The following is an 18,580-nucleotide window of genomic DNA, read 5'->3' as shown; positions in this document are numbered from 1 at the left end:
GTAAAATCGAAAAAAATACGTCTAAAATGAGGGAAATCATATGAAAATTTTAGTAGTCGATGATGATAAAGAAATCGTAGAATTATTAAGCATTTATATCCAAAATGAAGGATATGAAGTAGAAAAAGCCTATAATGGAAAAGAAGCTTTAATAAAAATCAAAACGATCAAAGATATCGATTTAATGGTATTAGATGTTATGATGCCTAATATGGATGGAAATCAAGTTGTAAAAGAAGTACGAAAAGAGCTGCAATTGCCGATTCTGATGCTCAGTGCTAAAACGACCGATATTGATAAAATAAAAGGCTTAGTAACGGGAGCAGATGATTACGTAGCTAAACCCTTTAACCCTTTAGAAGTGATGGCTCGAATCAAGTCCTTATTACGCAGAAGCAATTATGCGACTAACGCACAAGAACTTAATAAACTCGAGGTTGGACCATTATTGATTGAAAAAGAATCGCACGAAGTTCGAACGATCAATGGACAATTTATCCAGCTGACAGCTTTAGAATTTGGTATTTTATACTTATTAGCGAGTAACCCAAATCGCGTTTTTAGTGCAGATGAAATATTTGAACGCGTATGGCAGCAAGAAAGTCTCGTATCGGCTAAAACAGTGATGGTTCACGTTAGTCATTTAAGAGATAAAATCGAAGAGGCGACCGGCGGAGAAAAAGTGATCCAAACCGTTTGGGGAGTAGGATATAAGATAGGAGAACGGTGAAATTTTCTAGAAACATTGAAAAGTAGGAGTTGACTAGCTATTTGAAACTGACAAGAAAAGAAAAAAGTAAGTTGATTATTGAAGGATTTATTACTATCGGATTGATCTTGATTTTGTACTATGCTGCTTTTGTTATTTTCAATCGCATGCTTGCTGATTTTCCAGGAATTATCCGAGGATTTTGGTTCTTTGGCGATGCTATTATTAGCATCCAAGGCAATCAAATCATTTCTCTTACACCATTTTTTATTATTATTTTAACTATTGTAGCGGTAGTGACGATTCATTGGCGCTTAAAAAGACGGTATAAACAGATGCAATTAAATCATATTATTAGTGAGTTGCACTATATTGCCGAAGGGCATTATGAACACCGAATCACAAAAGATTTTGGTGGAGATATGGAAAAAATAGTAGAGAGTATCCATGTTTTAGTAGATAGCACAGTGCAAGCAATGGAAGAAGAACGACGAATAGAACAATCTAAAGATGAATTGATTACAAATGTAAGTCACGACATACGAACACCCTTGACCTCTATTATTGGTTACTTAGGATTGATTGAAGAAAGACGGTACCAGAATGAAGAAGAATTACTGAAATATACTCATACGGCATACACAAAAGCGAAACAGATGAAGGTACTTGTAGAAGATCTATTTGAATACACAAAAGTTCGTCAAACAACTACACCTTTAAATGTATCTGAATTTGATATGGTGCAATTATTAGAACAGTTGGCAGCAGACTTTGAATTGGAAGCAGGAAAAAGACATATGGAGATTGAAGTGGTCACTTCCTATGAGGCTATTCAAATGGAAGCTGATACTGAAAAATTAGTTCGTGTCTTCAATAATTTAATTTCAAATGCTTTAAAGTATGGAAAAGATGGCAAGAAGATATTTATTGAAGTTCAAAAAGCAGGAAAAGAAGTTATTATTTCAGTTAATAATGATGGATCACCGATTCCGCAAAAATCATTGGATCAATTATTTGATCGTTTCTATCGCGTAGAGGAGTCTCGGTCGCAAGAAACAGGAGGTACAGGTTTGGGGTTAGCAATTGCCCAAAGTATTGTCGCTCTCCATGGTGGATACATTTATGCTTCTTCGGATGCTCATTTGACTCGTTTTGTGATGCATCTACCATTAAAACAGTTAACCGAAAAGAATAATAAAGCTGATTTCAGTTAAATTTTTATAAAACAACCGTCTTATATTAAATTTAAGCAAAAGAGGGTTGTTTTTTTTAGTGTATTTCGCTAACATAGAAAAAGTATGCAGTATTTGACTGCGAATAACTTAATGTGAATATTCAAACTGAAAATCAAACGAACTGAGGAGACAATAAAAAGATGAAGAATTTTAAAAAAATCAGTACAGTATTTGTCACAACACTATTAGTAGGAACTTTTTCTCCATTAGGTGTCGTTGGTACAACGGTATCAGCAGCAACAAGTGAACAGCCTGAAATAGATGCAGCAGCAGCTTTTGTAATTGAACCAACGACTGGAAAAGTTTTATTGAATCAAAATGGTGACAAAAAATTAGGTATTGCTTCGATGACTAAGATGATCACGGAATATCTATTATTAGAGACCATCAAAGATGGTGATTTAGCATGGGATGATCAAATAGAAATCAGCGAATACGCTCATAAAATCAGCCAAAATTATGACTTATCAAATGTCCCTTTGCGAATAGACGATACTTACTCAGTAGAAGAACTTTACCAAGCAATGGCTATTTATTCAGCAAATGGTGCTACTATCGCACTTGCTGAGCATATCGCTGGGGATGAAAAAACATTTGTCGACATGATGCATGAAAAAGTTGAATCATGGGGCATCACTAACTACGAATTGTACAATACAACGGGTCTATCCAATGGTGATCTACAGGGTAACATTTATCCTGGCAGCACAGAAGATAGTGAAAACGCAATGACCGCCAGAGAAATGGCAATTGTAGCTCAACAGTTGTTAACTGATTTTCCTGAAGTCCTTAACACCTCTAGCATCAGTGAGAAAACCTTTAGAGAAGGTACTGATGATGAAATTAAGATGAAAAACTTTAACTGGATGTTACCAGGATTGATTTACGAACGAGAAAACGTTGATGGATTAAAAACGGGTACAACTGATTTTGCTGGAGCTTCAATGACGGGTACTGTTGAAGAAGAAGGCATGCGTTTGATCACCGTAGTAATGAATGCAACAAATGGGCAAAAAGATAAAAGTAAACGATTTGCTGAGACAGATAAAATGATGGATTGGGCATTTGAAAGTTGGGATATGGTTCCGGCTTTTGAAGAAAACCAACTAATCGAAAATATAGACCCAGTCGTTGTAGATGACGGCAAAAAAGATGCTATTGAATTAGCTGTAAAATCAGATATGTCGCTTTTAGTTCCTAAAAACACAGATATGAAAAACACTACAGTCGAAGTTCAATTGAAAGAAGATTTGTTGAATGAAGCTGATCATCTGACGGCTCCGATTGAAAAAGGAACGGATGTCGGAACGGCTCAAGTTATTAGTGAAGGTGATGAATTAGGCTACGTAAACGGAGATAAAGGTGAAGAAATCAACGTTGTGGCAGCTTCAACTATTGAAAAAGCTAATGTATTTGTTTTAGCGGGTCGTTGGGCAAAAGCTTTTATAAGTGACTTATTCTAAAAAATACTGGATTAAAAAACCAATCAATAGTCGTTAATATTGATAGATCAGTCAAATCAATTATATGAAACTTTAGATAGATGTACGGACACTATCACGCAAAGAAAGGCTGGAATGTTTTCCAAGCCTTTTTTTGTTGACTTAAGGAAAGAGATTGGGTAGAATATAAGCAACTGAATGAACACAAACGTTAGTAATGCGAGATAGTAAAGGGTATTGAATACATAAAGAGAGTCAGTGGTTGGTGAAAACTGATGGTTTGATCCTTTGAATCCATTGCACGAAGTAAACAATGAACTCAATTTTATTGATAAAATTGTTTCGGATCCAGACCGTTATCTGATTGTAAAGTGTAGAAGATTCATAGGCAATCTTCTGAATTTGGGTGGTACCGCGAACGTTGAGGCCATTTCGTCCCAGGAACAAGGGATCGGAATGGCTTTTTTGGTATATTTTATTAGAAATACCCATAAGAAAGGAAGAATGAGATGATAGATATTAAACGATTAAGAACAGATTTTGATGCTACTGCTAAAAAGTTAGAAATACGTGGGGTCAAAAGTGAGTTGTTAGAAGAGTTTGTCATTTTGGACAAAGAAAGACGTTCTTTAATAGTGGAAACAGAAGAATTGAAAAGTTACCGTAACGAAGTATCTGGAGCTATTGCAACGTTAAAACGCAGCAAAGAAAATGCGGACGAGAAGATAAAAGAAATGCGCGAGGTTGGAGAAAAAATAAAAGAATTAGATGAACGATTAGCAACTGTCGATGAAAAAATAGAAGCAATTACTACAGGATTACCAAACTTACCACATGAATCTGTTCCAGTAGGGGCAGATGAAGCAGACAATGATGAGGTTCGTAAATGGGGAACACCTGTAGAAGCAGATTTTGAAGTGAAAGCTCATTGGGAAATCGCAGAAGAATTGGGAATTTTAGATTTCGAACGAGGAGCTAAAGTATCTGGGAGTCGCTTTGTTTTCTATAAAGGTTTGGGTGCTAGACTAGAACGAGCAGTCTATAATTTCATGTTGGACCTTCACACAGAAGAACATGGCTATACAGAAATGTTAACACCATATTTAGTTAATAGTGATTCAATGTTTGGTACAGGCCAATTCCCTAAATTTAAAGAAGATGTCTTCCAAATTGAAGGAACCGATTTGACTTTGATTCCAACGGCTGAAGTCCCTTTAACAAACTATTACAGTGATGAAATCTTGAAGGAAGAACAATTGCCCATCTACTTTACGGCATTAAGTCCAGCATTCAGATCAGAAGCTGGGAGTGCAGGGAGAGATACACGCGGTTTGATTCGTCTGCATCAATTCAATAAGGTGGAGATGGTTAAATTCAGTAAGCCGGAAACATCATATGAAGAATTAGAAAAAATGACTAAAAACGCTGAAACAGTCTTGCAAAAGCTTGATCTACCGTATCGAGTATTAGCATTATGTACTGGTGACATGGGATTCTCAGCAGCAAAAACATATGATTTAGAAGTATGGATCCCTACTCAAGAAACGTACCGTGAAATCAGTTCTTGCTCAAATACTGAAGCTTTCCAAGCAAGGAGAGCGAAAATTCGTTACCGCAATGAAGAAACAGGTAAATTAGAATATGTTCATACATTAAATGGTTCTGGTTTAGCGGTTGGGAGAACAATAGCTGCAATTTTAGAAAACTATCAACAAGCGGACGGTTCAGTTAAGATTCCTGATGTGCTGGTTCCATATATGGGTGGCACAACTGAAATTCGTAAAGCAGACTAAGTATAGAAGATAGATCAAAATAATGTTAACCAATAAGGTTGAATGGTATACTTTAAGCATTAGGAATATAAGGGGGAATCGATAGTGAGTGAACAAAATATTGAAAAAGCAACATTTGCAGGTGGATGTTTCTGGTGTATGGTAAAACCTTTTGAAACACAGCCTGGTATCGAATCTGTTGTTTCTGGTTACACAGGTGGTCACACGATCAACCCAACTTATGAAGAAGTATGCAGTAATACAACAGGTCATACAGAAGCTGTTCAAATAACTTTCGATCCTAAAAAATTCAGTTATAAAGACTTGGTGGAGATCTATTGGCAACAAACAGACCCAACAGATGCCGGCGGACAATTTGCAGATAGAGGTTCTTCCTATCGTCCAGTGATTTTTTATCATAATGAAGAACAAAGACAAATAGCAGAAGCATCTAAAGAAGCATTGCAAAACAGTGGCCGCTTTAAACAACCGATTGTAACTGAGATCCAACCAGCAGAACCCTTCTATCCAGCAGAAGATTATCATCAAGGTTTTTATAAAAAAAATGCTGCTCATTATTCAAGATACAGAAAAGGGTCAGGTAGAGCGAGTTTTATTGAGTCAAATTGGACCATCTAATCGATCCGTAAAAGAATAAAGGGAGGTTTTTTATTGATACTAATAAAAAATCTCCCTTTTTTATGAATAAATCTCCATTTTTTATTCATAAAAAACATTACACTAAATATAAAAATCAAACTAAAATGAAAAAAATAAGAATAATCGTTCGTTTTTTTTGCGATATAATGTAATTATGAACGCGTTTTAAAATTAATGTTCAGATTTGAAAATTTGTTTATTTTATTTAGCAAAAAAGATTGACGAAACGCTTAAATCTTGTTATATTTATATACGTCGCTGAGACAGGTTGAAACAAACCGACAAAGCGAGAAACAAAAAAATTAAAAAAGATGTTGACAGACAGTTTGAGACATGATATTATATATAAGTTGTCACAAACAAACAACACACTTTAGACCTTTGAAAACTAAACAAAGTAAGATGAAATAAATGTGAGGGTGACTTAGCAGTGCTAAGTCAACAGTAACAAAATTAGTGAATAATTATTCGCTAGCAATTCAATAATGAGCTTCAAGCATCATTTTATATGAGAGTTTGATCCTGGCTCAGGACGAACGCTGGCGGCATGCCTAATACATGCAAGTCGAACGCTTTGATTTCACCGGGTGCTTGCACCCACCGAAGTCAAGGAGTGGCGGACGGGTGAGTAACACGTGGGTAACCTGCCCATAAGAGGGGGATAACATTCGGAAACGGATGCTAATACCGCATATTTCTAAACGTCACATGACGAATAGAAGAAAGGTGGCTTCGGCTACCGCTTATGGATGGACCCGCGGCGTATTAGCTAGTTGGTGAGGTAATGGCTCACCAAGGCGATGATACGTAGCCGACCTGAGAGGGTGATCGGCCACACTGGGACTGAGACACGGCCCAGACTCCTACGGGAGGCAGCAGTAGGGAATCTTCCGCAATGGACGAAAGTCTGACGGAGCAATGCCGCGTGAGTGAAGAAGGTTTTCGGATCGTAAAACTCTGTTGTTAGAGAAGAACAAGGATGAGAGTAACTGCTCATCCCCTGACGGTATCTAACCAGAAAGCCACGGCTAACTACGTGCCAGCAGCCGCGGTAATACGTAGGTGGCAAGCGTTGTCCGGATTTATTGGGCGTAAAGCGAGCGCAGGCGGTTCTTTAAGTCTGATGTGAAAGCCCCCGGCTCAACCGGGGAAGGTCATTGGAAACTGGGGAACTTGAGTGCAGAAGAGGAGAGTGGAATTCCACGTGTAGCGGTGAAATGCGTAGATATGTGGAGGAACACCAGTGGCGAAGGCGACTCTCTGGTCTGTAACTGACGCTGAGGCTCGAAAGCGTGGGGAGCAAACAGGATTAGATACCCTGGTAGTCCACGCCGTAAACGATGAGTGCTAAGTGTTGGAGGGTTTCCGCCCTTCAGTGCTGCAGCTAACGCATTAAGCACTCCGCCTGGGGAGTACGACCGCAAGGTTGAAACTCAAAGGAATTGACGGGGACCCGCACAAGCGGTGGAGCATGTGGTTTAATTCGAAGCAACGCGAAGAACCTTACCAGGTCTTGACATCCTTTGACAACCCTAGAGATAGGGCTTTCCCTTCGGGGACAAAGTGACAGGTGGTGCATGGTTGTCGTCAGCTCGTGTCGTGAGATGTTGGGTTAAGTCCCGCAACGAGCGCAACCCCTATTATTAGTTGCCAGCATTCAGTTGGGCACTCTAGTGAGACTGCCGGTGATAAACCGGAGGAAGGTGGGGATGACGTCAAATCATCATGCCCCTTATGACCTGGGCTACACACGTGCTACAATGGATGGTACAACGAGTCGCAAAGTCGCGAGGCTAAGCTAATCTCTTAAAGCCATTCTCAGTTCGGATTGTAGGCTGCAACTCGCCTGCATGAAGCCGGAATCGCTAGTAATCGCGGATCAGCACGCCGCGGTGAATACGTTCCCGGGTCTTGTACACACCGCCCGTCACACCACGAGAGTTTGTAACACCCGAAGTCGGTGAGGTAACCCTTTTGGGAGCCAGCCGCCTAAGGTGGGACAGATAATTGGGGTGAAGTCGTAACAAGGTAGCCGTATCGGAAGGTGCGGCTGGATCACCTCCTTTCTAAGGAATATAACGGAAACCCACACATTCATCTTATCTTTGTTTAGTTTTGAGAGGTCTAATCTTCTCAATCTTTTTAATCGAAACACCTTGTTCTTTGAAAACTGGATAAAGTTAAAAATCGTAATTTAAGTAAGAAACCAGAAACACACCGAAATTTTTAAATAATAAGTTTTTTAAGGTTCTCATCGAAAGATGAGTATTAAACATTAACGATTAACCATAGGTTAAGTTAATAAGGGCGCACGGTGAATGCCTTGGCACTAGGAGCCGATGAAGGACGGGACTAACGCCGATATGCTTTGGGGAGCTGTAAGTGAGCTTTGATCCAAAGATTTCCGAATGGGGGAACCCAGCATCTTTGATAGGATGTTACTGCTGACTGAATACATAGGTCAGTAGAGGTAGACGCAGAGAACTGAAACATCTAAGTACCTGCAGGAAGAGAAAGAAAAATCGATTCCCTGAGTAGCGGCGAGCGAAACGGGAATAGCCCAAACCAGAAAGCTTGCTTTCTGGGGTTGTAGGACTGAACATATAGAGTCATAAATGAAGTTGGTAGGAGAAGCGACCTGGAAAGGTCTGCCGAAGAAGGTAAAAGCCCTGTAACCGAAACCAATTTCACTCTGATCAGTATCCTGAGTACGGCGGAACACGAGAAATTCCGTCGGAATCCGGGAGGACCATCTCCCAAGGCTAAATACTCCCTAGTGACCGATAGTGAACCAGTACCGTGAGGGAAAGGTGAAAAGAACCTCGGAAGAGGAGTGAAATAGCCCCTGAAACCGTGTGCCTACAAATAGTTAAAGCCCGTTAATGGGTGATAGCGTGCCTTTTGTAGAATGAACCGGCGAGTTACGATCACATGCGAGGTTAAGTTGATGAGACGGAGCCGTAGCGAAAGCGAGTCTGAATAGGGCGAATGAGTATGTGGTCGTAGACCCGAAACCAAGTGATCTACCCATGTCCAGGTTGAAGGTGCGGTAATACGCACTGGAGGACCGAACCCACGTATGTTGAAAAATGCGGGGATGAGGTGTGGGTAGCGGAGAAATTCCAATCGAACTTGGAGATAGCTGGTTCTCTCCGAAATAGCTTTAGGGCTAGCCTCGGAATTAGAATCATGGAGGTAGAGCAACTGTTTGGACTAGGGGCCCTTCTAGGGTTACCGAATTCAGATAAACTCCGAATGCCATTGATTTATATCCGGGAGTCAGACTGCGAGTGATAAGATCCGTAGTCGAAAGGGAAACAGCCCAGACCACCAGCTAAGGTCCCAAAGTTTATGTTAAGTGGAAAAGGATGTGGAGTTGCTTAGACAACTAGGATGTTGGCTCAGAAGCAGCCATCATTTAAAGAGTGCGTAATAGCTCACTAGTCGAGTGACCCTGCGCCGAAAATTTACCGGGGCTAAACATAACACCGAAGCTGTGGATAGAACCATTGGTTCTATGGTAGGAGAGCGTTCTAAGGGCGTTGAAGCTAGATCGTGAGGACTAGTGGAGCGCTTAGAAGTGAGAATGCCGGTATGAGTAGCGAAAGACGGGTGAGAATCCCGTCCACCGAATGACTAAGGTTTCCTGGGGAAGGCTCGTCCTCCCAGGGTTAGTCGGGACCTAAGTCGAGGCCGAATGGCGTAGACGATGGACAACAGGTTGAGATTCCTGTACCAGTTTGTTTTGTTTGAACAATGGAGGGACACAGTAGGCTAAGGAATACGTGCTGTTGGATATGCACGTCCAAGCAACAAGTTTTGAAGTGAGTCAAATGCTTGCTTCTTTAAGAACAAGTTGTGATGGGGAGGGAAATTAAGTACCGAAGTTCCCGATGTCACACTGTCAAGAAAAGCTTCTAGTTAGAAACAAACTGCCCGTACCGCAAACCGACACAGGTAGTCGAGGAGAGAATCCTAAGGTGTGCGAGAGAACTCTCGTTAAGGAACTCGGCAAAATGACCCCGTAACTTCGGGAGAAGGGGTGCTGACCAATTGGTCAGCCGCAGTGAATAGGCCCAGGCGACTGTTTATCAAAAACACAGGTCTCTGCAAAATCGTAAGATGACGTATAGGGGCTGACGCCTGCCCGGTGCTGGAAGGTTAAGAGGATGGGTTAGCTTTAGGGCGAAGCTCAGAATTGAAGCCCCAGTAAACGGCGGCCGTAACTATAACGGTCCTAAGGTAGCGAAATTCCTTGTCGGGTAAGTTCCGACCCGCACGAAAGGCGTAACGATCTGGGCACTGTCTCAACGAGAGACTCGGTGAAATTATAGTACCTGTGAAGATGCAGGTTACCCGCGACAGGACGGAAAGACCCCATGGAGCTTTACTGCAGTTTGATATTGAGTGTTTGTACAGCTTGTACAGGATAGGTAGGAGCCAATGAAGCCAGGACGCCAGTCTTGGTGGAGGCGTTGGTGGGATACTACCCTTGCTGTATGACCACTCTAACCCACAGCCCTTATCGGGCTGGGAGACAGTGTCTGACGGGCAGTTTGACTGGGGCGGTCGCCTCCTAAAGTGTAACGGAGGCGCCCAAAGGTTCCCTCAGAATGGTTGGAAATCATTCGCAGAGTGTAAAGGCATAAGGGAGCTTGACTGCGAGACCTACAAGTCGAGCAGGGACGAAAGTCGGGCTTAGTGATCCGGTGGTTCCGTATGGAAGGGCCATCGCTCAACGGATAAAAGCTACCCTGGGGATAACAGGCTTATCTCCCCCAAGAGTCCACATCGACGGGGAGGTTTGGCACCTCGATGTCGGCTCATCGCATCCTGGGGCTGTAGTCGGTCCCAAGGGTTGGGCTGTTCGCCCATTAAAGCGGTACGCGAGCTGGGTTCAGAACGTCGTGAGACAGTTCGGTCCCTATCCGTCGCGGGCGTAGGAAATTTGAGAGGAGCTGTCCTTAGTACGAGAGGACCGGGATGGACACACCTCTGGTGTACCAGTTGTTCTGCCAAGGGCATTGCTGGGTAGCTATGTGTGGACGGGATAAACGCTGAAAGCATCTAAGCGTGAAGCCCCCCTCAAGATGAGATTTCCCATCACGTAAGTGAGTAAGACCCCTGAGAGATGATCAGGTTGATAGGTTGGAAGTGGAAGTATAGCGATATATGGAGCGGACCAATACTAATCGGTCGAGGACTTAACCAAAGATTTAAACGGTGATAGACGGTCAATGAACGAAAACGATTTTTAACTTATCCAGTTTTGAGAGAATAATGTTCTCTTGATTGAAATTGTGTGGTGATGATGGCAAGAAGGTCACACCTGTTCCCATGCCGAACACAGAAGTTAAGCTTCTTAGCGCCGATGGTAGTGAAGGGTTTCCCTTTGTGAGAGTAGGACGTTGCCACGCAAACTTAAAAGACATCATCTTCGGATGGTGTCTTTTTTTTGACTTGTCCATTAAAAAATCAGAATTTTTTGTCAAATGGTATGTATGAGTTAAATTAGATCTAAATAAGAACGTTCAATAAATAGTGTTCGTGTTCTAAAAGAAAGTTCTTCTGGAATGAACGGGTTTGCTTGTGTAGAGCCTGGATGGGTTCTATTAAGGAATTGTGTCACGTGAAACAATTTTAAAGTGTGAAATAAATAAAAGGGTACTTTAAGAGAATTCTTAATGTAAATAAGAACTATTGAGATATTGGACAAGTTTCGATTATGATAGATGTAGGTGGATTTGGAACACTGTGAAATTCCCGTGAAAGGGGATATTACTAAAGCAAGACATCTTGTTATAAGTAACGCTACAAAGTTAACCAATGCAAGATCAGAACAACATAAGACAAGAACTGCAAATTATGGACGATATTGTGATTGGGACGGAGGTGCTTTATGCCAACAAAACCTAAAATAAAAATTGTAGATAACAATCAATTGAGAGTAGAAATAGATGAATTATATGAAAAAATGAGTCAAGTGAATTTGGCCAAGTGGTCGTTATCGATTGCTAAACACATATTGGATATTGTCGGCATCGATTATAATTTAATTGCTGATGTCGCTGATGGATTTCAGATAAATGAATTATGGCAATTGGACAAAGCAGGAATGCACGATGTTAGACAGGCAGGATTTAAAATCCACAAACTTGCACGAGAATGTGATGATGAAATTCAAAAAACAGCATTAAGAGTTGCAGGACAGGCAGTAGGAAGTGGACATATGAGAGAACACGCAATGGTAGCATCAGACTACGCGGTCAAAACAATAGGGTTGCTTAACTCAAATAATATCAACGCTGTAACTCGTGAGCGAGAATGGCAACTCAATGAATTAAAAAGAATATCCCAACACAGGTATTAAACTATTTCTAGACTAAACCCAAGTAACATTATTAGTTAACGAAACTATCATGTTAAGAGAAAAATGACCGCTGCTGCTTCTGCTTCAGAAATAAACCGATTTGACAGTGAAAAGGAAAAGGAAGTCTCTATTCAAAGTAGACTATCATTTGAGTCTGTGAAACGAGCGTTAGTTCGAGTAACTTAAAATAGAGAACCGTTAGATTTGACTCCATATCTCATTAGATCGTTCTTGTTGTTTGATTCTCATCCTAATTACTTACCCAAAATTTATTTGGAGGAATAGGGAAGGTTTCAAGTCATGCAAATGATTCAGACGGTCTTATGGCTCTTCAAAACTAAATTTTTCTATTCCATAAGAAACTTCTTTTTGAAGTATCCACACTATTTGTCATATAACCAAAATTAAAAATACACCCTTAAAGTTATAAAAAGCTAACTTTTAGGATGTATTTTCTACTTATTTACCATAGTTGATTATGGTTGAATCAATTGATCACTTCTTGAGTATCGATATCAAAGAAATGAGCTTTATTTAACTCAAAGGATAAGTCAATGAATTCTCCAGGGCTATGGAAATCTCTTGCATCAACTTTTGAAATGAATTCTGTGTCATCGACCTTTGTATACAACATTGTCTCAGCTCCAAGTAATTCTGATACAACTACTTCAGCATGGACAATGCTATTCGGGTTAGCATCTAAAACGATTTGCTCACTATGGATATCTTCAGGACGCATACCAAAGATAAGTTTCTTTCCATCATATCCTTTAGCAGCAAGTCTTTTCGCATTTCTTTCATCAAGTGTAATCGATAACCCTTTACCATTTGATATAATGTTGTTATTTAAAGTTATATCGAAGAAATTCATTGCTGGAGATCCGATAAAGCCTGCAACAAAAACATTAACCGGTGTATTATAAACATCTTTAGGAGTACCGATTTGTTGAACAAATCCATCTTTCATGATAACGATACGATCTGCCATCGTCATTGCTTCTGTTTGGTCATGGGTTACATAAATTGTCGTTGTCTTCAATCGACGGTGTAACTTAGCAATCTCAGCACGCATAGCAACACGTAATTTAGCATCTAAGTTTGATAAGGGCTCATCCATTAAGAAAACTTTAGCATCACGAACAATGGCACGGCCTAATGCAACACGTTGACGTTGTCCACCGGATAGTGCAGCTGGTTTACGTTGTAGAAATTCTGTTAAACCTAAAATTTCAGCCGCTTCTTCAACACGTTTTTTGATTTCATCTTTTTTATATTTTCGTAATTTTAAACCAAAAGCCATATTATCGTATACAGTCATATGTGGGTACAAAGCATAGTTTTGGAAAACCATTGCAATATCGCGATCCTTAGGAGCAACATCATTAACTAATTTATCTCCAATGTATAATTCGCCTTCTGTAATATCTTCAAGTCCAGCAACCATACGTAATGTAGTTGATTTTCCACAACCAGAAGGACCAACGAATACTATGAACTCTCGATCTTTTATGTTTAAATCAAAATTTGTTACAGAATACTCTTCATTATTCTCATATTTTTTTTGGATGTTTTTTAAAGCGATCTCTACCATTCTCTTCACTATTCCTTTCTTCTATCAACACTATTTCTTATAACCTAATCATAATGTAAACGCTATTTCAATAAAAGGGGAATCTGCACAAAACAATCAGCGGATAGTTGTGCAAGTTGCACATCAAAGGAATAGTAGAAAAGAATAGGAATTTTTAGGGGGAATCGCTAGTTGGGGTAATTTTTGTTATAATTAAACAGTCAATCAATAGATATGAAATGAGGATATAAAAAATTATGGAAAAGAAACGTGGATTTGAAGTGATATCAGCTTATAAGTCAAAAGGGATAGAATTACCTGCCAGAGCAACAAATCATGCAGCAGGCTATGATTTTGAAGCAGCAGAAGAAATAATAGTACCATCTATTTGGAAAGCCTTGTTTAAAAACATTACCCGGGAAATGAAACCAAAAGAAACAGATTCAGTTTTTTCAGAAGATAATAAAAAATATTTAAAATCGACACTTATCCCAACCGGCATTAAGGCTTATATGGGTGAAGATGAATATTTGCAATTAGCAAATCGTTCAAGCAATCCAATCAAACATCAATTGATTTTGCCTAACGGTGTAGGTATTATCGATGCAGATTATTATAATAATGAAAATAATGAGGGACATATTTACTTTCAATTCATTCATTATGGTTTGACCGATCATGTAGTCAAAAAAGGAGATCGAATCGGCCAAGGTATCTTTATGCCTTTCTTGAAGGCAGATGTCGATAGAGCAATAGGTAAAGTTCGTTCAGGCGGTTTTGGATCTTCAGGGAGATAAATTTTTTAGACGAGTAACGATTTTTTTATGCCTTTAATTATTTTTCGACCTAAAAAAAAGAGAATATGAATTTCTGTTGAAAGAAGCTTGAATTAACCGGTCTTTTAATGGTTTCAATCCCTATTCTAATCGCGTTTATGTTAAAATGAAATTAAAACATTATAGAAACTCAGAAGGTGAGGCTGAATAGGTGGCAAAAAAGAAAGCAGTTAAATTTGTCTGCCAATCATGTGGTTATGAATCACCAAAATGGATGGGACGCTGTCCAAACTGTAGCAGTTGGAATCAGATGGAAGAAGAAATCGTAGCGGATAAGAATGACCGCAGAAGTCGCGTAAGCATGACTGGTAAAACGGCTAAGGCTGAAGCTATTCAAGATATCACAGTATCAAAAGTACCTAGAGTCCAAACGAAATTAAGTGAATTGAATCGTGTTTTAGGCGGTGGAGTAGTTCCAGGTTCGCTTGTCTTAATAGGGGGAGATCCTGGTATTGGAAAATCGACTCTTTTGCTGCAAGTCTCAGCTCAGCTAAATTTAGCTGGTGGAAAAGTTTTGTATGTAAGTGGCGAAGAAAGTTCAAGCCAAATTAAAATGCGCGCAAACCGTTTGGGTGTAAAAGGCGCAGATTTTTATATTTATCCTGAAACAGATATGGGTGCGATAAGACAAACGATTGAAGATCTAAAACCTGACTATGTCATCATTGATTCGATTCAAACGATGAATCAACCAGATATTGCTGGAGCAATAGGAAGTGTTTCTCAAGTCAGAGAAAGTACAGCTGACTTATTAAAAATTGCCAAAACGAATAATATTGCTATCTTTATTGTAGGGCATGTTACAAAAGAAGGATCTATTGCCGGACCAAGGATGTTGGAGCATATGGTCGATACGGTGTTGTATTTTGAAGGAGAAAGACACCACACTTTTCGTATTTTAAGAGCTGTTAAAAATCGCTTTGGTTCAACTAATGAAATCGGGATCTTTGAAATGCGTGAAGGCGGATTAGTTGAAGTGTTGAATCCGTCAGAAATGTTTCTAGAAGAACGGTTATCAGGTGCTACAGGTTCTGCTGTAGTGGCTTCAATGGAAGGTTCACGGCCTATTTTAGCCGAAATCCAATCTTTGATCACTCCCACTGCTTTTGGGAATGCCAGACGGACAGCAAGTGGGTTAGACCATAACCGTGTTGCTTTGATCATGGCTGTTTTAGAAAAAAGATCAGGGTTGTTGTTGCAAAATCAAGATGCCTATTTAAAATCAGCAGGTGGCGTTAAATTAGATGAACCAGCAATCGATTTAGCTATTGCAATCAGTATCGCATCCAGTTATCAAGACAAAGAAACAAAAGAGACGGATTGTTTTATTGGCGAAATCGGATTGACTGGAGAAATCAGGAGAGTTAGCCGAATTGATCAACGGGTAAATGAGGCTGCTAAACTAGGCTTTAAACGGATCATGATTCCGAAAAATAATATCGGTGGTTGGGAATTCCCTGCAAATGTAGAAATTATAGCTGTTGTGACAATAGCTGAAGCTATAAAGAAAGCTTTTGCTTAAGTACAAGTGGAAAAATAAAATGGGATTCTTTTTGAGTTATTAAGACAAGAAAACCATTTATGAAGGAGGAATACTTTTGGTTAAAAAAATTATTACCGGTATATTTATACTTATCGGTGGAAGCATTGGCGCAAGTGTAATGCCGATCGCCTGGAATATGGCCGGTGTCGAGAATCTTTATGTTAATAATGTGGTCACAAATATTCTGATTGGTGCAATTATATTTTTATTTATTTCTTTTTTAGCTGTGGCTCACATTGAACAAATATTTAAAAAAATTGAAGCCTTTTTAAATCAACAAAGTGTAACCTATTTATTATTTGGGAGTTTAGGAACCATCATAGGGTTAGTTCTAGCGTGGCTAATTAGCGTTGTGTTGATTGGTATGGGCATTCCTGTTATTAGTGATGTGATACCTTTCATCCTGGTGATTGGTTTTGCTTATTTAGGCTTTCGTGTTGGAACGACTCGACGAGATGAATGGCGCAAGTTATTCCAGCAAAAAACAAAAAGAACTATCGAAGATGAAGATGGAAAAGTTTTAGAGCGCAGAGCAGATGACACGTTTCGTGAATATAAAATACTAGATACGAGCGTCATTATTGATGGAAGAATTTATGATATTGCTAAAACGGGTTTCCTTGAAGGAACGATCTTGATCCCTAATTTTGTTCTACAAGAATTACAATATATTGCTGATTCTTCTGATAGTTTAAAACGCGTTCGTGGTCGCAGAGGATTAGATATACTAAATGCTTTGCAAAAAGAAGATGATATGAAGGTTGAAATGTATGATGGCGATTTTGAAGATATTACAGAAGTTGACAGCAAATTAATTAAATTAGCAAAATTATTAGATGGTGTTGTAGTAACAAATGATTATAATTTAAATAAAGTAAGTGAATTCCAAAATGTACCGGTATTGAATATCAACGAATTAGCTAACGCAGTGAAACCGGTCGTGATTCCTGGAGAAAACATGACTGTTATGGTCGTGAAAGCCGGAACAGAACGCAGTCAAGGTGTAGCTTACTTGGATGACGGAACAATGATCGTTGTTGAAGAAGGACAGCACTTTATGAATAAAACAATTGAAGTTGTGGTAACGAGCGCGCTTCAAACAGCAGCTGGACGAATGATATTTGCCAAACCGGTCCACTCACAAAAGGGTATTAAAGATAAAGAGTAGGAGTGAGTGCGATGAACAAAGACTATGAGCTAGTATTATTGGCAGCAGGTCACGGAAGACGCATGAGATCTTCTAAAAATAAAATTTTATTGCCACTACTGAATAAGCCTGTGATCGAATATCCATTAAGTGTGTTTTTAAAAGACAAGAATTGCAGTCATATTATTTTAGTCGTAAAAGAAGATGAAGTCGAATTGATCAATGAGTTATTGCGTCAAGAAAAAATGTTAAGCGAAAAGATGATCACTATTGCAATAGGTGGAACGGAACGTCAGCATAGCGTTTATAGTGGATTATTGAAACTGAAAAATAAAAATTCGGGTATCGTTATGATCCATGATGGTGCAAGGCCTTTTATTGAACAAGCAGCAATTCAACAATTGTTTGAAGAAGTTCAAAAAAATGGAGCAGCTATTTTAGGTGTTCCAGCGAAGGATACGATCAAAGCTGTTTATCCTGATCATACCGTTAAGGTTACATTACCAAGAAGTGAATTATGGCAGATCCAAACTCCACAGGCTTTTGAAAGTTCGATAGTTCTTCAAGCACATGAAAAAGCTAGAAAAGATCATTTTTTAGGAACAGATGATGCTTCTTTGGTTGAACGAATAGCTAAAGAGATACTTGTAGTAGAAGGTTCTTATGATAATATAAAAATCACGACTCCCGAAGACATGGTAACTGGAAAAGCCATTTTGCTCCACAGAGAACAGCAAAAAAAGTAGAAGGAGGTCAAGAGTATGTTGCGGATAGGACAAGGGTATGATGTCCATCAACTCGTTGAAGAGAGACGCTTAGTGATTGGTGGAGTTGAGATCCCTTTTGAATTGGGGTTGTTGGGTCATTCGGATGCTGATGTACTGCTTCATGCTATTATTGATGCCCTTCTAGGAGCCGCTGGTAAAGGCGATATAGGACACCATTTTTCAGATAAAGATAATCGATTTAAAGACGCCGATTCAAGAGAATTGCTGACTAAGGTATGGAATATGTTGAAAAGAGAAGGTTACACGATTGGAAATATCGATGCTACTATTGTAGCTGAAAAACCTAAAATGGCTCCTTATTTAGAAAAAATGCAAAAAAATATAGCTTATGATTGTCAAATGAGTATCGAACGTGTTAACGTAAAAGCGACAACATCTGAAACAATGGGTTTTATTGGACGAAAAGAAGGCATTGCAGCAATGGCTATTTGTTTGTTAGAAAAAACAGAGAAAACGCCTTTACCTATTTGATCAACTTGGATTTAAATAAATTTAAAAAATATTATAA

General features: G+C 39.4%; 12 protein-coding genes, 3 rRNA genes and 1 other annotated feature. Of the genes, 14 read left to right on the top strand and 1 reads right to left on the bottom strand.

Annotated elements, in window-relative coordinates; translation table 11 throughout:
- Positions 1-40: 40 nt before the first annotated feature.
- The 9 genes from croR (at position 41) to BR50_RS05615 (ending at position 12,188) form a co-directional block, all read left to right on the top strand.
- Complete coding sequence (croR, locus tag BR50_RS05660; protein ID WP_034547017.1) at positions 41-730, top strand: response regulator transcription factor CroR; 690 nt, start codon at positions 41-43, stop codon at positions 728-730.
- Positions 731-771: 41 nt separating this feature from the next.
- Entirely contained in the window at positions 772-1,923 is a 1,152-nt protein-coding gene (locus BR50_RS05655) for a sensor histidine kinase (RefSeq protein ID WP_143298338.1), read from the top strand.
- A 161-nt stretch (positions 1,924-2,084) separates the two neighbouring features.
- Positions 2,085-3,407: a serine hydrolase gene (locus BR50_RS05650; RefSeq protein ID WP_034547013.1), complete on the top strand. Its 1,323-nt coding sequence runs from the start codon at positions 2,085-2,087 to the stop codon at positions 3,405-3,407.
- Between the two features lie 184 nt (positions 3,408-3,591).
- Positions 3,592-3,829, top strand: a binding site (T-box leader).
- A 66-nt stretch (positions 3,830-3,895) separates the two neighbouring features.
- Complete coding sequence (gene serS, locus BR50_RS05640) at positions 3,896-5,179, top strand: serine--tRNA ligase (protein WP_034547009.1); 1,284 nt, start codon at positions 3,896-3,898, stop codon at positions 5,177-5,179.
- Between the two features lie 84 nt (positions 5,180-5,263).
- Positions 5,264-5,797, top strand: a complete 534-nt coding sequence (msrA, locus tag BR50_RS05635) for a peptide-methionine (S)-S-oxide reductase MsrA (protein WP_034547007.1) — start codon at positions 5,264-5,266, stop codon at positions 5,795-5,797.
- Positions 5,798-6,322: 525 nt separating this feature from the next.
- Positions 6,323-7,884: ribosomal RNA gene (locus BR50_RS05630) — 16S ribosomal RNA — on the top strand.
- Between the two features lie 225 nt (positions 7,885-8,109).
- Positions 8,110-11,030: ribosomal RNA gene (locus tag BR50_RS05625) — 23S ribosomal RNA — on the top strand.
- Between the two features lie 89 nt (positions 11,031-11,119).
- Positions 11,120-11,235: ribosomal RNA gene (gene rrf / locus BR50_RS05620) — 5S ribosomal RNA — on the top strand.
- Together the 16S, 23S and 5S rRNA genes form the textbook arrangement of a ribosomal RNA operon.
- Before the next feature lie 482 nt (positions 11,236-11,717).
- Positions 11,718-12,188, top strand: a complete 471-nt coding sequence (locus BR50_RS05615) for a putative immunity protein (RefSeq protein ID WP_034547005.1) — start codon at positions 11,718-11,720, stop codon at positions 12,186-12,188.
- A 487-nt stretch (positions 12,189-12,675) separates the two neighbouring features.
- Here the strand turns inward: BR50_RS05615 and BR50_RS05610 are convergent, their stop codons facing one another.
- Positions 12,676-13,779 (bottom strand): ABC transporter ATP-binding protein, encoded by a 1,104-nt coding sequence (locus BR50_RS05610; protein ID WP_034547003.1) that lies wholly within the window; start codon positions 13,777-13,779, stop codon positions 12,676-12,678.
- Positions 13,780-14,015: 236 nt separating this feature from the next.
- Here BR50_RS05610 and BR50_RS05605 point away from each other — a divergent pair, with 236 nt between their 5' ends.
- From BR50_RS05605 to ispF, 5 genes are all read left to right on the top strand, one after another.
- On the top strand, positions 14,016-14,555 hold the full coding sequence (locus BR50_RS05605) for a dCTP deaminase/dUTPase family protein (RefSeq protein WP_034547001.1): 540 nt from the start codon (positions 14,016-14,018) through the stop codon (positions 14,553-14,555).
- A gap of 190 nt (positions 14,556-14,745) precedes the next feature.
- The gene (gene radA, locus BR50_RS05600; RefSeq protein WP_034546999.1) at positions 14,746-16,116 is read left to right on the top strand and encodes a DNA repair protein RadA; all 1,371 of its coding nucleotides are present in this window, start codon (positions 14,746-14,748) and stop codon (positions 16,114-16,116) included.
- 76 nt (positions 16,117-16,192) lie between these two features.
- Positions 16,193-17,305 (top strand): PIN/TRAM domain-containing protein, encoded by a 1,113-nt coding sequence (locus BR50_RS05595; RefSeq protein ID WP_034546997.1) that lies wholly within the window; start codon positions 16,193-16,195, stop codon positions 17,303-17,305.
- An 11-nt stretch (positions 17,306-17,316) separates the two neighbouring features.
- Positions 17,317-18,030: a 2-C-methyl-D-erythritol 4-phosphate cytidylyltransferase gene (gene ispD, locus BR50_RS05590; RefSeq protein WP_034546995.1), complete on the top strand. Its 714-nt coding sequence runs from the start codon at positions 17,317-17,319 to the stop codon at positions 18,028-18,030.
- Between the two features lie 15 nt (positions 18,031-18,045).
- Positions 18,046-18,543 (top strand): 2-C-methyl-D-erythritol 2,4-cyclodiphosphate synthase, encoded by a 498-nt coding sequence (ispF, locus tag BR50_RS05585; RefSeq protein WP_034546993.1) that lies wholly within the window; start codon positions 18,046-18,048, stop codon positions 18,541-18,543.
- Positions 18,544-18,580: the final 37 nt, after the last annotated feature.

The sequence above is a fragment of the Carnobacterium alterfunditum DSM 5972 genome (assembly GCF_000744115.1).
GTDB classification, from domain to species: domain Bacteria; phylum Bacillota; class Bacilli; order Lactobacillales; family Carnobacteriaceae; genus Carnobacterium_B; species Carnobacterium_B alterfunditum.
The sequence above is the reverse complement of the archived record's forward strand: the minus strand, read 5'-3'. Positions and strand labels throughout refer to the sequence as shown.

Bases quoted from the DNA above. Each gene is read 5' to 3' on its own strand.
- BR50_RS05650 (WP_034547013.1), top strand. From the start codon at position 2,085: ATGAAGAATTTTAAAAAAATCAGTACAGTATTTGTCACAACACTATTA.
- BR50_RS05605 (WP_034547001.1), top strand. From the start codon at position 14,016: ATGGAAAAGAAACGTGGATTTGAAGTGATATCAGCTTATAAGTCAAAA.
- croR (WP_034547017.1), top strand. From the start codon at position 41: ATGAAAATTTTAGTAGTCGATGATGATAAAGAAATCGTAGAATTATTA.
- BR50_RS05615 (WP_034547005.1), top strand. From the start codon at position 11,718: ATGCCAACAAAACCTAAAATAAAAATTGTAGATAACAATCAATTGAGA.
- BR50_RS05610 (WP_034547003.1), bottom strand. From the start codon at position 13,779: ATGGTAGAGATCGCTTTAAAAAACATCCAAAAAAAATATGAGAATAAT.
- serS (WP_034547009.1), top strand. From the start codon at position 3,896: ATGATAGATATTAAACGATTAAGAACAGATTTTGATGCTACTGCTAAA.
- ispD (WP_034546995.1), top strand. From the start codon at position 17,317: ATGAACAAAGACTATGAGCTAGTATTATTGGCAGCAGGTCACGGAAGA.
- ispF (WP_034546993.1), top strand. From the start codon at position 18,046: ATGTTGCGGATAGGACAAGGGTATGATGTCCATCAACTCGTTGAAGAG.